Annotated in this window: 17 protein-coding genes and 1 riboswitch; of the genes, 7 read left to right on the top strand and 10 right to left on the bottom strand. The window is 40.8% G+C overall.

Annotated features, from left to right (window positions below; translation table 11 throughout):
* Positions 1-295: zinc ribbon domain-containing protein (locus tag B5D46_RS10305; RefSeq protein WP_143675663.1), on the top strand; the 295-nt coding region annotated here is incomplete at its 5' end.
* A 153-nt stretch (positions 296-448) separates the two neighbouring features.
* Here B5D46_RS10305 and B5D46_RS10300 read toward each other — a convergent pair.
* On the bottom strand, positions 449-1,255 hold the full coding sequence (locus tag B5D46_RS10300) for a carbon-nitrogen hydrolase family protein (RefSeq protein WP_159443098.1): 807 nt from the start codon (positions 1,253-1,255) through the stop codon (positions 449-451).
* A gap of 254 nt (positions 1,256-1,509) precedes the next feature.
* Positions 1,510-1,607, top strand: a riboswitch (TPP riboswitch).
* Between the two features lie 27 nt (positions 1,608-1,634).
* Here B5D46_RS10300 and thiC point away from each other — a divergent pair.
* Complete coding sequence (thiC, locus tag B5D46_RS10295) at positions 1,635-3,182, top strand: phosphomethylpyrimidine synthase ThiC (RefSeq protein ID WP_078929389.1); 1,548 nt, start codon at positions 1,635-1,637, stop codon at positions 3,180-3,182.
* A gap of 64 nt (positions 3,183-3,246) precedes the next feature.
* Here the strand turns inward: thiC and B5D46_RS12210 are convergent, their stop codons facing one another.
* From B5D46_RS12210 to B5D46_RS10265, 7 genes are all read right to left on the bottom strand, one after another.
* On the bottom strand, positions 3,247-3,402 hold the full coding sequence (locus B5D46_RS12210; RefSeq protein ID WP_159443097.1) for a hypothetical protein: 156 nt from the start codon (positions 3,400-3,402) through the stop codon (positions 3,247-3,249).
* 227 nt (positions 3,403-3,629) lie between these two features.
* Positions 3,630-4,607 (bottom strand): chemotaxis protein, encoded by a 978-nt coding sequence (locus B5D46_RS10290; protein WP_078929388.1) that lies wholly within the window; start codon positions 4,605-4,607, stop codon positions 3,630-3,632.
* Positions 4,608-4,860: 253 nt separating this feature from the next.
* A complete protein-coding gene (gene lsrF / locus B5D46_RS10285; RefSeq protein WP_078929387.1) occupies positions 4,861-5,739 on the bottom strand; it encodes a 3-hydroxy-5-phosphonooxypentane-2,4-dione thiolase in 879 nt (292 codons plus the stop codon).
* Between the two features lie 64 nt (positions 5,740-5,803).
* Positions 5,804-6,877, bottom strand: coding sequence for a substrate-binding domain-containing protein (locus tag B5D46_RS10280; RefSeq protein WP_031492042.1), 1,074 nt, complete (start codon positions 6,875-6,877; stop codon positions 5,804-5,806).
* A 10-nt stretch (positions 6,878-6,887) separates the two neighbouring features.
* Positions 6,888-7,907, bottom strand: coding sequence for an ABC transporter permease (locus B5D46_RS10275; RefSeq protein WP_078929386.1), 1,020 nt, complete (start codon positions 7,905-7,907; stop codon positions 6,888-6,890).
* Positions 7,904-8,920, bottom strand: coding sequence for an ABC transporter permease (locus B5D46_RS10270; RefSeq protein ID WP_078929385.1), 1,017 nt, complete (start codon positions 8,918-8,920; stop codon positions 7,904-7,906). The genes B5D46_RS10275 and B5D46_RS10270 overlap by 4 nt, the downstream gene beginning before the upstream one ends.
* Positions 8,913-10,421 (bottom strand): sugar ABC transporter ATP-binding protein, encoded by a 1,509-nt coding sequence (locus tag B5D46_RS10265; protein WP_078929384.1) that lies wholly within the window; start codon positions 10,419-10,421, stop codon positions 8,913-8,915. Before B5D46_RS10265 ends, B5D46_RS10270 begins: the two co-directional genes overlap by 8 nt.
* Before the next feature lie 257 nt (positions 10,422-10,678).
* On the opposite strand from B5D46_RS10265, the gene B5D46_RS10260 reads away from it, so the two are divergent.
* From B5D46_RS10260 to B5D46_RS10250, 3 genes are all read left to right on the top strand, one after another.
* Positions 10,679-11,590, top strand: coding sequence for a sugar-binding transcriptional regulator (locus B5D46_RS10260; RefSeq protein WP_078929383.1), 912 nt, complete (start codon positions 10,679-10,681; stop codon positions 11,588-11,590).
* A 162-nt stretch (positions 11,591-11,752) separates the two neighbouring features.
* Positions 11,753-13,315 (top strand): autoinducer-2 kinase, encoded by a 1,563-nt coding sequence (gene lsrK, locus B5D46_RS10255; protein ID WP_078929382.1) that lies wholly within the window; start codon positions 11,753-11,755, stop codon positions 13,313-13,315.
* Between the two features lie 11 nt (positions 13,316-13,326).
* A complete protein-coding gene (locus B5D46_RS10250) occupies positions 13,327-13,683 on the top strand; it encodes a cupin domain-containing protein (RefSeq protein ID WP_078929381.1) in 357 nt (118 codons plus the stop codon).
* 80 nt (positions 13,684-13,763) lie between these two features.
* Here the strand turns inward: B5D46_RS10250 and B5D46_RS10245 are convergent, their stop codons facing one another.
* Together B5D46_RS10245 and B5D46_RS10240 are read right to left on the bottom strand one after the other, a co-directional pair.
* Positions 13,764-14,180 carry a hypothetical protein gene (locus B5D46_RS10245; RefSeq protein WP_031492033.1) on the bottom strand — a complete coding sequence of 139 codons (417 nt, stop codon included), beginning with the start codon at positions 14,178-14,180 and terminating at the stop codon, positions 13,764-13,766.
* Positions 14,173-15,801, bottom strand: a complete 1,629-nt coding sequence (locus tag B5D46_RS10240) for an ExeA family protein (protein ID WP_078929380.1) — start codon at positions 15,799-15,801, stop codon at positions 14,173-14,175. Before B5D46_RS10240 ends, B5D46_RS10245 begins: the two co-directional genes overlap by 8 nt.
* Positions 15,802-16,032: 231 nt before the next feature.
* Between B5D46_RS10240 and B5D46_RS10235 the strand changes: the two genes are divergently transcribed.
* Both B5D46_RS10235 and B5D46_RS10230 read left to right on the top strand, forming a co-directional pair.
* Complete coding sequence (locus B5D46_RS10235) at positions 16,033-17,304, top strand: multifunctional CCA addition/repair protein (RefSeq protein ID WP_078929379.1); 1,272 nt, start codon at positions 16,033-16,035, stop codon at positions 17,302-17,304.
* A 129-nt stretch (positions 17,305-17,433) separates the two neighbouring features.
* Positions 17,434-17,985 carry a 3'-5' exonuclease gene (locus B5D46_RS10230; RefSeq protein ID WP_159443096.1) on the top strand — a complete coding sequence of 184 codons (552 nt, stop codon included), beginning with the start codon at positions 17,434-17,436 and terminating at the stop codon, positions 17,983-17,985.
* Positions 17,986-18,028: the final 43 nt, after the last annotated feature.

The raw sequence follows: 18,028 nt of genomic DNA, 5'->3' as shown, positions 1-18,028 counted from the left end.
GTCTGAAGGCTGGGGACAATTCTTTAAGATGCTTGAATACAAGCAGAAAAAGAGAGGTCATATCTTTTTACAGATTAACCCAAAGAATACCAGCAGAACCTGTCCTAAATGCGGTCATGTCTCAAAAGACAATCGCAGCACTCAGGCTCATTTCTGCTGTACGAACTGTGGATATACAGCTAATGCAGATGAAAATGCAGCGGGAAATATCCTAAGGGCGGGGCTCGCCCGGCTAGCACAGAAAGTGAACTCCAAAAGGAGTCAGCACTGTGAACCCTCTGAAGCTGAGCAGTAATGTCAGCAGTAGGAATCCTCTTGCTTCAGCAATAGGAGGATGTCAACTTGCATGGAATATTGATGCATACTAGAGTACAGTATTAGTTCGTTTGAAATTGAATCTCACAGCGGTTCCCCAAAATAACGAGCCGCTAAATCAGATAGAAATCAACTACAGAAGGTTAGCCTTAGGGAACTCCTGCTTACATTTTCTGGCTTCGCTGATATCTATACTTGTCAGCATTGCCTGCTCTTTGGTGTCTGATAATGAAATGATTTTTCCATATGGAGAAATCACCATGGAGTTACCAAGTCCTTCCATGTCATGACCAACATCTCCGGTCTGATTGCAGACCACAAAGAATGCCTCATTATCATACGCTCTGGTCTTAGCCATAGACTGCCAGATATCTTCAAGAGAATTTCTCTGTTCAGGATCAGATATCATTATTGAAGGAAAAATCCAGGCTGTAGGAAGAACAATCAGCTGAACCTGCTGTTTAAGAAACTCATTAAAGAGCATTGGATATCTAATATCAAAGCAGATCCCCATACCGGTTTTTGCAAAGTCAAAATCAACAGTACAGATTTCATTTCCGGCTGTAATTCTGCAGCCTTCAGCTCCGCCAAAATAATTGAAAAGATGAATCTTGTCGTAGACTTTCAGAATATTGCCACGTCGGTCGATTGCAAAGGAGGAGTTGTAGTATCTGCCATCAGTTTTCTGTCTTACAACAGAGCCAGCAATAAAATTGGTATTGTATTCTCTGGCAAGTTCTCTTATCTCATCAATGACATAGCCACCGTTTTCATCAATCTCAGGCTTTAAATAATCGATACTTGTAGCAAAGAACTCCGGCACAACCACCAGATCCAGAGACAGATTCTTGTGGGAAGCCAGAAAGGACTTTACCTTCTTGAGATTCTCTTCAATCTGACCTAGTTTTGACTGCATCTGAATCGTTAGAATATTTGCCATTTTTCTGCTCCTTAGCATTGTAAAGAATCTTCTTTAGATACTCTGAAAAGAAATATTAAACCTAACATCTTTATTTTTCAAAAGAAAATGACAGCCATTATTAATTAAGTGCACTGCTTTGTTCTTCTTGACGTTATGATGACTATTAAAGATAATATCAACTCAGATAGAACCTTTAACAAATTAAAGGCAAAGAATTCAAATGCGAAGAGTATCCTTCATAGATACTCCCGTATAACAAACATACAACATTGTATTGCTTGTCGGAGTGCCCTTGGGCTGAGACTGCTTCTGCAGAATCCGTATACCTGATCAGGATAATACCTGCGTAGGAAACAAGACTTCGGCATGCATGTATATAAACATAATGGAAATGCCGATGTCTAATAATATCAACAATACCTTCTCTGTTAATGCCAAAAGAATCACTAAAGGCTCTCTGAATGTTCCATTCAAAGAACTTACCCTGTCAAACGGCGAAAAAATACTTCTTCAGACAGTTGAAGGCTGTCCAGAGAACTTTCCTAATCAGCCTAAGATAACATCCGGCTGGACTGAGTCCTATCAGGACGGAGATGCCAGAAAAGTAAAAAAGACTCAGCTTGATTATGCAAAGGAAGGTGTGATTACTCCTCAGATGGAATACGTCGCAGTAAGAGAATCTTTCTGTACTGCAGATGAGGGGAAAATGGCCTTTACACCTGAGGATGTCTGCAACACCATAGCTCAGGGCCGAGCAGTAATACCTGCAAACATCAATCACCCTGAAGCAGAAAGCATGATTATCGGTGCAAAATACAGTGTAAAGGTCAATGCAAACATCGGAGCTTCTGCCATTGGCTCAGACTATTCAAAGGAGCTTGAAAAGCTAAGATTCTCCTTACAGTTTGGTGCTGATACCGTAATGGATCTGAGTGTGGGTATCGATGGAATTCCAGAGCTTAGAAATGCTATTTTAAGAGCATCTCCAGTACCACTGGGAACCGTACCTGCATATGAAGCATTAGATAGAGCCGAAGGCAATATCAAAAAACTTACCTGGGATCTCTTCCGCGATACAGTCATAGCTCAGGCTAGACAGGGTGTGGATTACTTCACTATTCACGCAGGTCTTCTTCATGAGTATCTTCCTTATGCGGCCCAGAGAATTCTGGGAATAGTCTCCAGAGGCGGCTCAATCATGGCAGAGTGCATGATGAGTCAGGGCGCAGAAAATATGGCTTATGAGCATTTTGATGAGCTTTTGGAAATCTGTCATGACTATGATGTTGCCTTATCTCTTGGTGACGGTCTGCGTCCAGGCTGTATCAATGATGCCTGCGATAAGGCTCAGTACGGTGAACTTAAGACTATAGGAGAGCTTGCAGCAAGATGTTATAAGGCAGGTGTTCAGTGCTTTATCGAGGGGCCTGGTCATGTTGCCATGGATAAGATCGAGGAAAATCAGAGACTGCAGGAGAAATACTGCAATTACGCTCCGTTCTATACCTTAGGACCTCTGGTTACAGATATTGCTCCAGGCTATGATCATATAACATCTGCAATCGGAGGATCTCAGATTGCAGGCTTTGGAACAGCAATGCTCTGCTATGTTACCCCATCAGAGCATCTGGCACTTCCTGATGCAGAGGATGTAAAGACAGGTCTTATCACATACAAGCTTGCTGCACATGCGGCTGATCTTGCAAAAGGACTTCCAGGAGCAAAGATTCGAGATGATGCTATGGCAAGAGCACGAGCTGATTTCAGATGGTTCGATCAGTTTGCACTGAGCTTAAATCCAGAGCACGCATACAATGTCTGGAAATCACAGATGCCTGATAACTGCTCTCATGAAGCATCATTCTGTTCAATGTGCGGACCTAGATTCTGCCCAATAAGACTGAACAGAGTTTTAAAGAATAAATACAAAGAGAATCTGCAGTAAGGCAGAGTTATTTCCATTATTCGCTCCAGTGTTTTCACTGGAGCTTTCTTTCAAGACTTCAAGATTAAAACTTAACAATATTTCCGTTCTTGTGGACAACAACGTAAGACTTAAGTAATTGCTTGTTCTTCTCAAGAAAAGTCTTTACATCATCAATAGAACCAAATTCGTAGCTAACCTCAGCCGGATTGGTAAAAGTTGTTAGTTCGATAATATACATGTTTTAGTCCTCAAAAAGATAGAAACAAAACGTTATGTTTACTACATTTTGAATTGTGACACAAAACACAGAAAATAAAATCTTCAGAATAAATCCACAATATTAAACCAATAATGTATATTTAGACTTACAACTTAATGTGACATAAAAACATACAGGCAAAAAAAAACCTTAAATACAGAACACCGTATTTAAGGTTATTGTAGAAAACGAAACTTTATTCTGAATCAGTTAACAAGCTTAGTTACTGACTCTGAAGGCTTCAGACCTCCATGAAGTTCCTCAATTGCCTTGACCACCGTCTTAGCCAGTTTCTCTGTATCGAACTTAGCAACACAGGAATTAGCACCTGAACGATGAAGCATACTTTCATTGAACACACCTGACAGAGAGGTATGCAGAATTACGTAGATATCCTTTAAAAGAGGATCTTTACGCAAAGCCGCGCTCAATGAATAGCCGTCAAGCTGAGGCATTTCCACGTCTGAAATCAGAAGCTCAATTTCATCGAGCTTACCCTTTGCTGCGTAATCTTTAATGATATTGAGAGCCTCAAGACCGTTATTAGCTTCTATAACCTCAATACCCAGAGTTCTTACAGTATCTCCAGTCTGCTTGATTGCAACCTTAGAGTCATCTGCAACAATGATCTTAGCCTCAGGATGCTTCAGCATAGAGCGAATATGCGCCTTGAACTCTTCTGAATTGTTGTCGACAATTTCCTCGTATGGAGAAATCTCAGAGAAGATCTTCTCAACGTCAACAATTTCAACAAGCTCATTCTGATACTCGGTAACTGCTGTCAGATAAGCCTTGTTGCCCAGACCGCTAGGTGGGATCATGATCTTATCCCAACTATAGTCAACAATACGCTCAACCTTGGATACAATGAATCCCTGAACGGAATTGTTGTATTCACTCATAACAAGCAGATACTTACGGTAATCATCGGTTTTTGGACCTTCCATTGCCAGACTTAAGTCAATAACAGAAGAGGTGGTGCCACGATGATTCAGCACTCCAATCACTGATTTATGCAACTTCGGCATGATTGTAAGATGAGGACAAGGAAGAATCTCCAGAATCTTAAACACATTCATACCATAAAGTTGTTTTCTGTTAGGCAGGCGGAACAGCAGCATTTCCATGCGGTTCTGACCAACCATACCTGTACGTCTTTCAATATTTTCAATTAAACCAGCCATTTGCAGATCCGTTTTCTAGTAATAATGAACTTCTACATAATCTATTTTAGGTTATGTATGAAAAATTTCCTTTTTTTACCGATATTTTTGTGGTTTATGTGAGAAGGCGAGGAGTATGTCGCAAATTTTCAGCAAAAAACGTGATAAACACTGAAATTATTAAGGCTTAAATAAAACAGAACAAATTGATAATTGTGAAAAAAAGCCTGAAACCATTTTCAGGATCCAGGCTTATGACAAAAAGGAAAAAGTATTATTTGACTAAATCCTGATAGAACTCGTAAGCTTCCTTATCAGTAAATCCTTCATGGACAATCTTATTTACAGCCTGAAGCATCTCAACACTGTGCAGACTCTGGAAGATATTTCTTCCCATATCAACACCGCGGGCACCGCCCTTGATAGCATTGTATGCCAGAGTTAATGCCTCATTCTCAGGTAGCTTCTTTCCGCCTGCAACAACGATAGGAACAGGACATGCGGCTACAACCTCTTCAAAATCGTCACAGTAATAGGTCTTAACCATATTTGCACCTAACTCTGCAAGCATACGGGTTGCAAGCTTAAAGAACTTGGTGGTTCTTTCCATCTGCTTACCAACCGCAACAACACCTAAAATAGGAATTGAGTATCTGCAGCCCATGTTAACTGCATCTTCTAGGTTTTTAAGAGAGCTTAGCTGACCGTCACCGCCGATGAAGGTCTGAATTGCAAGACAGTCTGCGTTTAGTCTTACAGCCTCTTCAGCATCAACAGCTAAAATCTCGTGAGAAAGATCTTCCTGTACCATGGATGAACCTGAGGTTGCTCTTAAAGCAACAGCCTTACGGCATGATGGGTCAATACAGGTTCTTAAGGCACCACGGGTACACATCAGAACATCAATGTAAGGCATCAGCTTAGGAAGAAGTAAATCAAGTCTTTCAAGGCCTGATACTGATCCCATGAAATAACCATGGTCAAAGGCAAACATTACAGTATTGCCGCTTACTGGATTGAAAATATTAGCAAGATGCTTCTTCATTCCCCAGTCTAAGGCGTTGGCACCTTTTACATAGAAACCTTTATTATTAGCAAAAGGCTCATCGATATGATAATCATGAGCAACCTTTAAGCCGTCTAAATCTGCCATTTATACTCCTTGAACCGCCGGATTAACCGGCGGTCACATAATTTAAAATTAGTATGATTACTTATTAGAAGTTGTAATTATCAACATTATCCTTGGTGAATACCAGACGCTCTGGCAGCAGAACAACACCATTGTTCTTAGCACCGGTCTTAGAACCAGGAACCAGTGAATCATTTGGCATTACCTTAATCTTGCCGATCTCTGGTAAATCAATCTCATCGCCAACCTTAACCTCGTTGCCAGCAGCAAGGTAAGCACCCAGATAGGTACCGATTGCGCCCTGAACACCACAGTCCCACAGGCCCCACTCCTCAATAATGTCAGACTTGGCAAAGTTCTTGATAGACATTGGAGAAGCAAAACCGGTAATGGTAACCTTTGACTTGTTCAGTCCCTTGTTCTGAGCAGCGGTCAGCTGACCAGGAAGAGCAGTTGAGTCATTGCAGATGATAAGGTCGATATCTGGATTTGCCTCAAGTACAGAAGCACCGATTGAAACAGCCTTCTCTGCATCCTGCTCTGAATAGTAGTTATCAGGAGCAACATTTACCCAGTTTGGATAATTTGCCTTAATAAACTTCTCACCTTCCTTCTGCCAGGAGTTCTGATCTGCAACAGTAGCCTGTGAATAGTGCCAGCAGTACTTAACAGCCTTCTTCTTAGGATCAACTCCACGCTTCTGCAGTGCATCTACAGACATATCAACAAGCATCTTACCTAAGATATCAGGAGTTCCCTGTGAAACCATCAGAGTACGGCAGTCTTCGCCAACATCAGAGTCCCAGGTTACAACAGTAACACCGTCCTTCATGGCATCAGCAAGAGCCTTGTTCAGACCGGTAGCATCAACTGAAGAAATACAGATTGCATCAACACCTCTTGCTACAGCCTGGTTAATGACATTAACCTCATCTGCTACAGATGCATTTGGAGAGCCCATATATTCTACGGTATAGCCTACCTTCTTTGAATACTTCTGCGCACCAACGTTTGCAGACTCAAAGAATGCGTTACCTGTCAGCTTTGGAATGAAAGCAACGGTCTTGTCCTTAAGATCACCTGCATATGCATTTGATACAGAAAGACAAGCTGCAATTGCTGCTGAAATAACAGCTGATTTCAACCAAGTTTTTTTCATATAAAACTCCTTATGTAGTCTTTATCAAAGGTAAATCTTGTTTAGAATCTAGTTTTTTTTTTAAATTGCTGATGAACACAATGACTTCAGGACGATTGCTTAGTGCCCTTGCACTGATAACAATCAGCAATAGCAGACCAACCGGAATATCCAGATACTGCATATTGACTCTGAAGCATAAAGGCAGACCGAACTTAAGCACACCGATAATCACGGCAGCGAGTGCTGTGCCGATAATACTGCCCTTACCTCCGGTCATAAGAGTGCCTCCAAGAACCACTGCAGTAATGATTGGCAGTGTAATGGTTGCGCCAAGGTCACTTTTTGCCGTACCCAGATAAGAGGTTAAAAGAATTCCTGAAACCGCAGCTGCAATACCTGACAGAACATAGGTAGACATAATGATGAATCTGGTATTTATGCCTGAATATTCTGCTGCGTTCTGGTTAATACCGATTAAAAAGATCTTGCGTCCGTATTTGGTCTTATGAAGAAGGAACCAGGCAAAAGCCGCCATTACAAGGAAGACCACCACCTGAACAGGGAGAACTCCTCCAATTCGATAGGATGCAAAATTGACAAAGGACTCAGGAAAACCGCTGATTCCCTTATAACTTTCTGTTGAGGAGAGGGTTGAGATTAAAAGAGCAAGACCTGCATAAAGGAAGCTTCCGCCTAAGGTAACAACCATTGGCTGAACCTGATAATAGGCAACTATGTAGCCTGTCAGAAGACCAACCAGAGCTGCAATTATAATAGCGACAAGAGAGGCTACCCAGATATTAAGTCCAAGATCCTGCCAGGTCACACCAACGATAATTGATGACAAACCGACAACAGCACCTGCCTGAATATCAATTCCGGCAGTAATCATTACCATTGTTACAAAAAGTGAAATAATGCAGATTGGAATAATATCGTTGATCGATCCAAAGATAACTCTTGGCATCAGGAACTTAGGATTTGCATAAGCAAATATGCATATTTCCAGAATCAAAATTACAAGTAAGGTCAGGTCCCAACGTTTCATTTTGATACCTCCTGATTATCAATAAAAGCTTTCTGGGCGATACGCTTTAGAGAAATCTCTCGACGGCTTTTTACTATTTCACGATTCTGAATAATGGTATTAACAACCACGATAACAATCAGAATGATACCTGTAATCGTGTTATCATAATTTGATGATAACCCCAGGAATACCAGAATTCTGGTGATAGAGGTCATGATTACAGCACCGATGGCTGCACCTATAAGGGTTCCTAAACCTCCTGAGAGTGAAATTCCGCCTAGAACGCAGGCAGCAATAGCTTTCATCTCATAGGAATTGCCTGACATTGGAGTAATAAATCCGATTCGGCTTGTAAACAGAAGACCTGCAACTGAGGCGAATACACCTGAAATCACATAGGCATAGATCTTGGTCTGAGTTGGATTGATACCGACCAGTTCAGCACCCTGATAGTTATCACCTACTGCAATGAAGTTATGGCCTTTCTTGGTATGAGAAAGCAGGAACTGCACAAAGATTACAAATACCAGAACCAAAGCATAGTACCAGGTCAGATATCCGCACAGATATGAATGTGATGCAGAGGTAAACCATGCAGGCAGATTCTCAACCCAGGCACCCCCGGTATATACGTACACCATTCCTCTTGCAACACCGTATGTTCCAAGAGTAAAGATCAGAGAAGGAATCTTCAGAACCGCAACACCGATACCATTGACAAGTCCGAAGAAGGCACCTACGCAGATAGCCATCGTAATTGCCCAGAACAGAGATCCTCCATCACGCAGAATGGTGGCGGCCACTGCAGCACTGATACCCAGGACAGATCCTACGGAAACATCAATTTCACCGGTTAGGATTACAAAAGCAGAACCAACAGCCAGTAAAGTGAAAACAACAGAATCATTAAAGCAGTTAACAACGGATTCACCTGTCAGAAAGTCCGAATTGACAACTGACACCAGCACAAACATCAGAATCAGAAAGGCAAAAGCCTTAGACTCATAACGGTTGATAATCTGTTTAAGCATTAGCCTCCTCCTTATAGATTCCAAATGATGCGGATGTAATGTTCTGCTGGTTAATATCATCCTTTTCTAAAACTGCACTTACCCTGCCCCGACAGAAAACAATCGCTCTGTCTGCAAGCTCGATAATCTCCTCGGTATCTGATGAAATAACAATCACAGCAACACCGGTATGGGAAAGCTCACGAATAATCTTATAGACATCACCGCGAGCACCGGCATCAATACCACGGGTTGGTTCATCCAGAATTACAAGCTTAGGCATTGTTGATAAAGATCTTGCAATGACAACCTTCTGCTGATTACCGCCTGAAAGAGAGCCTGCCTCCTGATAAGGAGAGGTAACCTTAATTCTGAAATCCTTGATGTATTTTTCACTGATACGGATTTCCTCAGCGTTGTTAAGCGCTATATTTCCGGTGATCTTTGAATCCAGTAAAGCGGAGGTAATGTTCGCACAGACAGGAGAGATGCCGAAAAGACCGTTGCTCCTTCTGTCCTCTGGAACATAGTTAATACCCATTCTGATTACATCAGCGGTACTGCGACCGGTAATATCCTCTCCATCTAAAATTACGTTTCCACCTAAAGGAATTTCCTTACCGAAGATTGTATTAGCAAGCTCAGTACGACCAGCTCCAACAACACCAGCAATACCGACAATCTCACCTTCAAGTACGTTAAAGGAGATATCCTTAAAGCCATAGCCGGAGAAGTTTCTAAGCTGAAGAATCGGCATGGCGTTTCTAATCTTGTTTTCAAGCTCGCTGCGGGTCTTCGATGCAGGAGTAAAGCTTGGAGGCAGCAGAGCCTGTACAAGCATTTCTCGGGTAAACTTGGAGGTCTCGCCTCTTAAAGTTATCTTGCCGTCAGCCATAATGCAGATACTGTCAGCAAGCTCAAAAACCTCAGCTAATCGGTGGGTGATATAGATGATTCCGATGCCTTTCTTTTTGAGGTCTCTTACTATTTCAAAAAGAGTCTGAACCTCATCGAAGGTTAATGATGAGGTTGGCTCATCCAGGATAAGAATCTTACTCTCACGCATTAGTCCACGTAAAAGCTCGACCATCTGCTGCTCTGCGATTGACAGTGTCATACCAAGACGTTTTAAATCAATCTTGCAGTTAATCTGTCTGTAGAAATGTTCAAGCTTCTTTTCGAGATCTGCTTTCTTTCCACTAAATCCGATAAGAATATTGTCCAGCACTGTCATATGAGGGAATATCATTGGCTCCTGTGGAACCATATATATTCCAGCCTTCATGGATTTCTTTGGACTAAGGTTCTCAAGGCTCTGGCCGTTGATTTTAAAAACACCCTGATCTGGCTTATATATACCCATCAGGATTTTCATCAGTGTAGATTTTCCAGCACCGTTACCGCCAATCAGGGCAACAACTTCTGAACTCTTCAACGTCAAAGTAATACCCTTTAACACCTGATTCAGGCCAAAACTCTTATAAACATCACGAGCTTCAAGTAGGAATTGGGATTCTGACATTTATCAAATCCTTTTACAAAAGTATTACCAATCAGACAAAAAAATTTTTTTGAGACTATTGTTAATTTAAACTGTTTTATAAAAAAAAATACTGCTTTTTTGCAAAAATAAGCGGTTTGTCGCACTTTCTAAAAAAGATGTATTTTTTTCAAATTTGCTTTTGATTTACAAATGTTATAGATATAAACTTATGTGTAGTAAATTGTCATAGAATCCGATTCTGACAACTATATTTAACCAAAACATGGGTAAACACTATGTCTGATACAGCCGATCTTCGTTTAATTGAAAAAATTTGCTGGTACTACTACTGTGACGGAATGACTCAGCAGAACATAGCTAAATTATTGGGTTTAAGCAGATTAAAAGTTATTAAACTTCTTGAAGAAGGAAGACAGAAAGGCATTGTCAGTTTTTATATAACAAGACTTGATAACAATAAACTTGACCTTGAAAAGAAGCTTATTGAAAAATATGCTCTTGAAAATGCTTATGTAGTTCCTGAACCGGAAAACAGCCATAACATTACCGAAAGTCTAGCCAGAGCAGCCTGCTCATACGTGAATCTCAGACTCACCAATGACTCTGTAATCAATATTGGTTATGGCAAAACTCTGTCACTGGCATTTAACTATCTGGCATCCGAAAGTCAGTGCAACTGGACTGCAGTGTCCCTAACCGGAGGAGTTAACAACTACCTGCCAAATGCGCGTTCAGATATATTCAAAGCAAAGATGTATCTGTACCCTGCTCCTCTTTTAATGAAATCAAAAGAAATCAGAGACACTCTGGTTGAGCATCCTGACCTGACCTGGATCAAGAGAATGGCATCAACCTCATCAATGACACTGTTCAGTGCCGGTGGTCTTGATGAGCATGCAACTGTGATTGAACAGGGGTTGTTTGACCGTTCTGACTTCATATATTTAAAGAGACTTGGCGCTGTTGGAGATATCTTAGGACACTTTATCAACAAGAATGGTGAAATCGTTGATGCTGATATTGATTCACGACTGATTTCAACCTCTCTTGATACACTCAAGAGCATGTCTCAGACCATCATGGTGGCTGGAGGTTCAGAGAAGCTTCAGATTATAACAGCAGCTTTAACAAAAGGTTTATGTAAGGTACTTATTACAACAGAAAAAACAGCACAGAACCTTTTATAAATTCAGAATTAGTTAACTGAATTTTAAGCAAAAAATAAATAACAGACAAACATATATATTTGCATGTAAGGATTATGGATACAGAGCACATATAAGCGCTGATCCTAAAAAAGCTTAATACACGGAAAGACCGTGTAAAGGATAAAAACATAGGGAGTACACATGGGCAAATATCTTATGGCGATCGATGCCGGTACGGGATCGGTTAGAGCTGTCCTTTTCAACCTGCAGGGAGAACAGATAAGCGAAGGACAGAGAGAGTGGTTTCATAAAGAGGATCCAAGATATCCTGGCAGTATGGATTTTGACTGGAACTTCAACTGGAAACTAGCCTGTGACTGTATACAAGAAGCAATAACCAAAGCCAAAATTTCCAATAAGGAAATTATTGCAGTCTCAACTACATGCATGCGAGAAGGCATCGTTCTATATGACGAGAACCTCAATGAAATCTGGGCCTGCGCAAACGTCGATGCGCGCTCAACAGATGAGGTTGTTACCCTGTCAAAAGGCGATCCTTCACTTGAGCTCAAGCTCTACCATATTACAGGACAGTCATTTGCCTTAGATGCCCTGCCAAGACTTCTATGGGTTAAGAACAAAATGCCGGATATCTACGAGAAGATCAAATATGTCGGCATGTTTAACGACTGGCTAAACTATAAGCTTACAGGAGTTCTGGCTGTTGAACCTTCTAACGGCTCAACCTCAGGACTTATGGATCTCAAGACCCGTAAATTTGATAAGAGCATTCTGAAAAGCTGTAACCTTCGAGATGATATTCTACCAGCAACAGTTGAATGCGGAGACAAGGTTGGAGTAGTTACACAGAAAGGTGCTGATGATTCTGGACTATGCGCCGGAACCGAGGTTATAGCAGGCGGTGGCGACTGTCAGCTGGGTACCATGGGAGTAGGTGCAGTTGCTAACGGGGAGGCAGCTATCTTCGGAGGAAGCTTCTGGCAGTATGAATACAATACTGACAAGCCTTTAACTGATAGTAAGGGACGAGTCAGAGTTAACTGTCACAGTGTTCCAGGGATGTGGCAGTTTGAAGCACTGGCATTTAAACCAGGTCTTGCCATGAGATGGTACCGCGATGCCTTCTGTACTCATGAAAAGGAAGAGGCTAAAAAGCTTGGTGTCGATGCATATGATCTTATGAACAAAGAAGCTCAGAAGATCCCTGCCGGCTGTTATGGTATGATGTGTGCCTTCTCGGATGTTATGAATTTTACCTGCTGGAAACATGCTTCTCCAACATTTGCAAATTTCAATTTCGAGCCGGAGAAATTCAACCGCTATACATTCTACAGAGCTATTCTGGAAAATACAGCACTGGTTACCAGAGGTCATATTGATCTTGTTAAGGAGTCAACCGGACATGAGCCATCAAGTGTAGTCTTTGGAGGAGGAGCATCAAAATCCCCTCTATGGTGTCAGATCCTTTCAGATGTAATCGGAAAGAAAGTAAATGTTCCAGTTGTAAAAGAAGCAACTGCTCTGGGAGCCGCAATGCTGGCTGGATATGGAATCGGTGAATATAAGGATATTAAAGAAACAGCTTTAAAACTTGTAAAGATTGAAAGAACATTCACCCCGGATCAGAAGAATCATGAAACATACATGGCAATGTATGAGAAGTGGAGAGATTTCTACAATACACAGCTTTCGCTGGCTGACAGAAAAGTTACTAACTACATGTGGGCCGCACCAGGAATTTAAAGGAGAAACAAATGTTTAAACTAAATGAGAACGAAAAGGAATATCGCTTTGGTGATTCCGGTCCAAAATACCTGATGAAGGGACCTCGTCTGAATTTTGCTGTGGTGCAGTTCCAGCCAGGTCAGGATTTCCCTGCCCATTATCACAATATTATGGAAGAAAACTTCTACATCATGGAAGGTGAAATTGATATCGTGGTCGATGACAAGGTAAATCACATGAAGAAAGGAGATTTCATCCATATTGAACCAGGTGAAATTCATTACGTTAAGAACAATTCAGATAAGAAGATTGTAATGATTTCAACTCTTGGCCCATTCCAGGATTCAGACAAGGTTGAAGTAAAAGATTTCAAATGGCCTCAATAAAACAGATTTGAAACTTCCCCTTTGGATCTGCAGTAGTAATACAGCAGATCCTATTTTTTATAATTACAGGAAGAGCAGAATCAAAGCTGATCAGTTACAGCTTTTGATTTAACAAATCTGACTTCATAGATATTCTCTGAAATCTTTCTTTTCTGCCCTTTCACATTTACCAGAGGCTGGTGAGAACTTAAAGTAAGATCCTTAGGTCCTATCTTCTTTTTAATCTCAAAAGGGAACCTCTCTGAAGAAACAAGAGCATCCCTGTACTGAGTATCATTCACATAAATTGAATTTAAAAGCCCAAGTGTATTTCCCAGACTTGAAAAGACATCTCTTGCAACAGAATAAAAGGATAAATGCATCCACAAAGCAAGGATCAGAACGCCTAAAGACGAAAAGAACAGCGAGAAAATAAACAGCTTTAAAGCCTTTTTAGGAGTAAAGCCATAATCCTTCAAAAGCTCTGCAGGATCTTCAACCTTACGTTTTTTACTCAAGGTAAGGCCCCTCCGCTAACGCATTATCAATGACAGAAAAAACTACATTCTCATCAGAGAATCCTTTCAGTCTGTCATATGCCTTTTTAAGCTCCTTTTTCTCTGTAGGCAAATCAAGCTTCAGCTCAGGAACAAGTGCGGAGATACGCTTTAGTGCATTAGAGAAATTCTCAGGCTTTACCTTATCCTCAAACTTATCATCACTCTTTAGCTTCTTTCCGATAAACAAAAGCTTACCGTCATAGGCGTGCTCTAGAAATTCGGTCTTTACACGATAGAGTCTGTCACCCATAATGATGGAAGACTCCTCTGGACCAAAGCTTTTTACCACAGCGAAGAAAGGAGTCAGATCATCAGATCTTAATGAAAGAACAGCCGGACGATTTACAATGGAAAGGTAAGACAGCTCCTTTGTCAGAACCTCACACTGCATGCTATGTGAAGAAAGATCTGCGCAGGTAGCCTTAGAGCCATCCTGTTTTGTGTATCCCCATATTTTTATCAAAGTATCTATTGAATCAGACTCAAATACGCTTTCCTTTATTGAGTTATTGAAAAGCGCGATTTCTCTGGTATTCGCATTTCTGCCTGGCAGCATATTGTTTAAAAGCTTATGATACTCTGTCATAACGGTCTGATCTTTGTGCATCAGACTACTTATGGCAACAGAACTGATATTGTTGTAAAGATAGATATAAGCAAAAACAAAAGCCAGAATACTGATGAAAATACCGCTTAGGATAATAGGAAGCTTAACAAACATATTCATAAGAACATGTTTAGCAAAATTCTTGTAGCCTAAAGAGAATAGACTTCTCTTGTGACGGACAATCTCAATAGCCTTCTTTACAATACGGCTTGAAACAGTTTTTCTGTTGTAATCACAGGCTATGCACAATGATCTGTCGGCAACGGAATTAATGATTCTTGGAAGACCTTTTGTTCCTCTGAAGATAGTATTGACAGCTCTTGAGGTAAATACCGGATCATGACAGCCTGCATTCTGCATTCTGAAGTTAATATAGGCCTGAACCTCATCACGCTTTAAAGCATGCAGAGTAGCAAAAGCCTTTACTCTACCCCAGAACATTTTGTGCATTGGCTTCTGGATATTTTCAATTAAATCCTCCTGACCTACCAGAAGGAAATTGATCATCTTTCCCAGTTCGCCTTCAATGTTACTGATAAGACGGATCTGTTCAATAACTTCATCCGCAAGGCCCTGAGCCTCATCTAAAATTACTGTGGTGACAATTCCGCTTTCAACGGAACGCTCAAGAAATTTTCTTAATTTTAAGGTCAGCTCTGCAATTGACTCAAATGAGGTTGCAACCACACCGCTGGCACGCAGGATGGTAGCCAGAAGCATGTGCTCATCCAATCTTGGATCATCAATAGCGATAATTCGCATTCTCTTTGGAAGAGAACGAATAAGCATTCTGACAAGTGTAGTTTTTCCTGAACCGGATGGACCAGACAGAATACAGATTGAGCCGTTTCTGGAAAGATTGGTTGTCAGCAGATCCAGAGCCTCATGCTGGCAGTTTCCAACAAAATAAAAACGGTTATCAGGAAGACCGTCAAATGGTAGTTCGTCAAGACCAAAAAATTTTTCGTACATAGCTACATTTATTGTTATTTTAAATCTGTGTCAGATTATACCAATTGTTTGGACTAAACACTTAGCGCAAACTTAAATATTGCAGATTTTCCTTGATGGTTATTCAAAAATTTTAAGGAACTATCTTTTGCCTAAAAATATAACAAGAAATGTACTTTTTGACCGTTAATAAGCGTGAATAGGATCTGCTTTTTTGGTAGAATTTCAAAAGAATAATAGATTAGGTAAGGTATGCAGATTTATTTAGTAGGCGGAGCTGTAAGAGATAAACTCCTGGGATTGGAGCAGTCAGACAGAGATTATGTCGTTGTAGGATCAAATCCTGAAAAGATGCTGTCTTTAGGATACAGCCAGGTTGGACATGATTTTCCTGTCTTCTTACATCCCAAAACTCATGAGGAATATGCTCTGGCCAGAACTGAGTCCAAGAACGGAACCGGCTATCTGGGGTTTAATTGTGATTTCAATGAAAATATTACCCTAGAAGAGGATCTGCTGCGTCGTGACCTTACCATCAATGCCATGGCTATGGATGAGGAAGGAAATATCATTGATCCTTATCATGGTCTTGATGATCTAAAAAACAGAATTCTAAGACACGTATCTGATGCCTTTGTTGAAGATCCTCTAAGAGTCCTGCGAGTTGCAAGATTCTATGCAAAATTCAGTCATCTTGGTTTTACTATCGCAGATGAAACCAAGGCTCTGATGAGAAAAATCTCCCGTAGCGGAGAACTCTCAGAACTTACCGCAGAGAGAATATTTCTGGAGCTGGAAAAGGCACTGAAAACAAAATCACCACATAAATTCATTCTGGCACTAAGAGAAGTTGAAGCTCTCAAGGAAGTTCTGCCTGAGATTGATAAGCTCTTTGGGATTCCAGGTCCCAAAAGATGGCATCCTGAAATCGACTCCGGAATTCATACCTGTATGACCCTTGAAAAAATCAGTCTTGAAACCGAAGATCCTGTGGTCAGATTTGCAATGCTCTGCCATGACATCGGCAAAGGAGAGACTCCTGTCGTAGTCTGGCCTTGTCACAAGCTTCACGATAAACTTGGCGAGAAACCGCTGAAGGTGTTATGTGAATGCCTGAGAGTTCCATCAGACTATGAGCAGTTTGCTATGGTTGTGGTTTTAAATCACTCAGTAATGCATAACCTTTACCGTCGTGGTGCAGAGGGTATTGTTGAGCTTTTAAATGCCATTGATGCATGGAGAAAGCCTCAAAGAGTACTTCCATTTGCTCTGTGCTGCAAGTGTGACTTTATCGGTCGTAAGGGCTTTGAAAACAGACCTTTCCCAAGACTTGGCTACTTTATGAAGATGTTTGAAATCTGTAATGAGGTCAAAGCTCAGGAATTTATAGCCCAAGGGTTTAAGGGTAAGGATATCGGAGAGCAGATGTTCCTAAAGCGAGTAGCTTTAGTTGAGGAATACTGTAAAACTCTGCCTCAGGGCGAAATCGACAACTCTGAAAACGAAACTCCTGCCGTGGTTTAATCTGCTCACCTTACACTGAAAGTACGAGAGATTTGCCTGCGTCTATCAGATAACTCATCAAATTTACTTTGAATAATTATTTCTCCTTAGATATAATATTTATTCTTACATTATATTTTGAGGTGAATTTTGATTCATACAGATCTATCCAAAATTTTAATCGTTGATACTGAAACAACAGGACTTGGAAACACAGACGAAATATTACAGTTATCTGTAATTGACGGTCTTGGTAACGTGCTTTGGAACAGATATTATCGCCCTCTTAATCATACTTCATGGTATTACGCCCAAAAGGTTAATCACATTTCCCCAGAATTTGTAGCGGACAAACCGAATATTGCAGAAGATTCAGAAGAGATAATCTCGCTCTTTAGAGGATATGAGCTTATTCTGGGCTACAACACCAAGTTTGATCTGCGTATGCTTTCCAATAACATCAAGAAATTCAACGAGTTAGAATTAAACTGGGGTGATGTCCACAATCTCTACAGAAAATATGAAACCGAAAAAATCATGCCGCATCTTGAAAAACATGATCTGGGTTCAGTTTCTTCATTTTTAGGATTTGTTCCAGAGGAAAATGAATCTATGCATAATTCTCTTACAGATGTAAAAGCAACACTCTTTATTTATCAAGTAATAGGCACGCTAAAACCACGCAGTTTACTGCGGGGATAAAGCGTGCCGATTAGAAAATGGATATTTTCTAATCAGGTGTGTT

It is taken from the genome of Succinivibrio dextrinosolvens DSM 3072, assembly GCF_900167015.1.
Lineage (GTDB): Bacteria > Pseudomonadota > Gammaproteobacteria > Enterobacterales > Succinivibrionaceae > Succinivibrio > Succinivibrio dextrinosolvens.
Note: the sequence above shows the minus strand (reverse complement) of the source record. Positions and strands in the feature narration are given on the sequence as shown.

Bases quoted from the DNA above. Each gene is read 5' to 3' on its own strand.
- B5D46_RS10250 (WP_078929381.1), top strand. From the start codon at position 13,327: ATGTTTAAACTAAATGAGAACGAAAAGGAATATCGCTTTGGTGATTCC.
- thiC (WP_078929389.1), top strand. From the start codon at position 1,635: ATGTCTAATAATATCAACAATACCTTCTCTGTTAATGCCAAAAGAATC.
- B5D46_RS10290 (WP_078929388.1), bottom strand. From the start codon at position 4,607: ATGGCTGGTTTAATTGAAAATATTGAAAGACGTACAGGTATGGTTGGT.
- B5D46_RS10240 (WP_078929380.1), bottom strand. From the start codon at position 15,801: ATGTACGAAAAATTTTTTGGTCTTGACGAACTACCATTTGACGGTCTT.
- B5D46_RS10270 (WP_078929385.1), bottom strand. From the start codon at position 8,920: ATGCTTAAACAGATTATCAACCGTTATGAGTCTAAGGCTTTTGCCTTT.
- B5D46_RS10260 (WP_078929383.1), top strand. From the start codon at position 10,679: ATGTCTGATACAGCCGATCTTCGTTTAATTGAAAAAATTTGCTGGTAC.
- lsrF (WP_078929387.1), bottom strand. From the start codon at position 5,739: ATGGCAGATTTAGACGGCTTAAAGGTTGCTCATGATTATCATATCGAT.
- B5D46_RS10280 (WP_031492042.1), bottom strand. From the start codon at position 6,877: ATGAAAAAAACTTGGTTGAAATCAGCTGTTATTTCAGCAGCAATTGCA.
- B5D46_RS10275 (WP_078929386.1), bottom strand. From the start codon at position 7,907: ATGAAACGTTGGGACCTGACCTTACTTGTAATTTTGATTCTGGAAATA.
- B5D46_RS10235 (WP_078929379.1), top strand. From the start codon at position 16,033: ATGCAGATTTATTTAGTAGGCGGAGCTGTAAGAGATAAACTCCTGGGA.
- B5D46_RS10300 (WP_159443098.1), bottom strand. From the start codon at position 1,255: ATGGCAAATATTCTAACGATTCAGATGCAGTCAAAACTAGGTCAGATT.
- lsrK (WP_078929382.1), top strand. From the start codon at position 11,753: ATGGGCAAATATCTTATGGCGATCGATGCCGGTACGGGATCGGTTAGA.
- B5D46_RS12210 (WP_159443097.1), bottom strand. From the start codon at position 3,402: ATGTATATTATCGAACTAACAACTTTTACCAATCCGGCTGAGGTTAGC.
- B5D46_RS10265 (WP_078929384.1), bottom strand. From the start codon at position 10,421: ATGTCAGAATCCCAATTCCTACTTGAAGCTCGTGATGTTTATAAGAGT.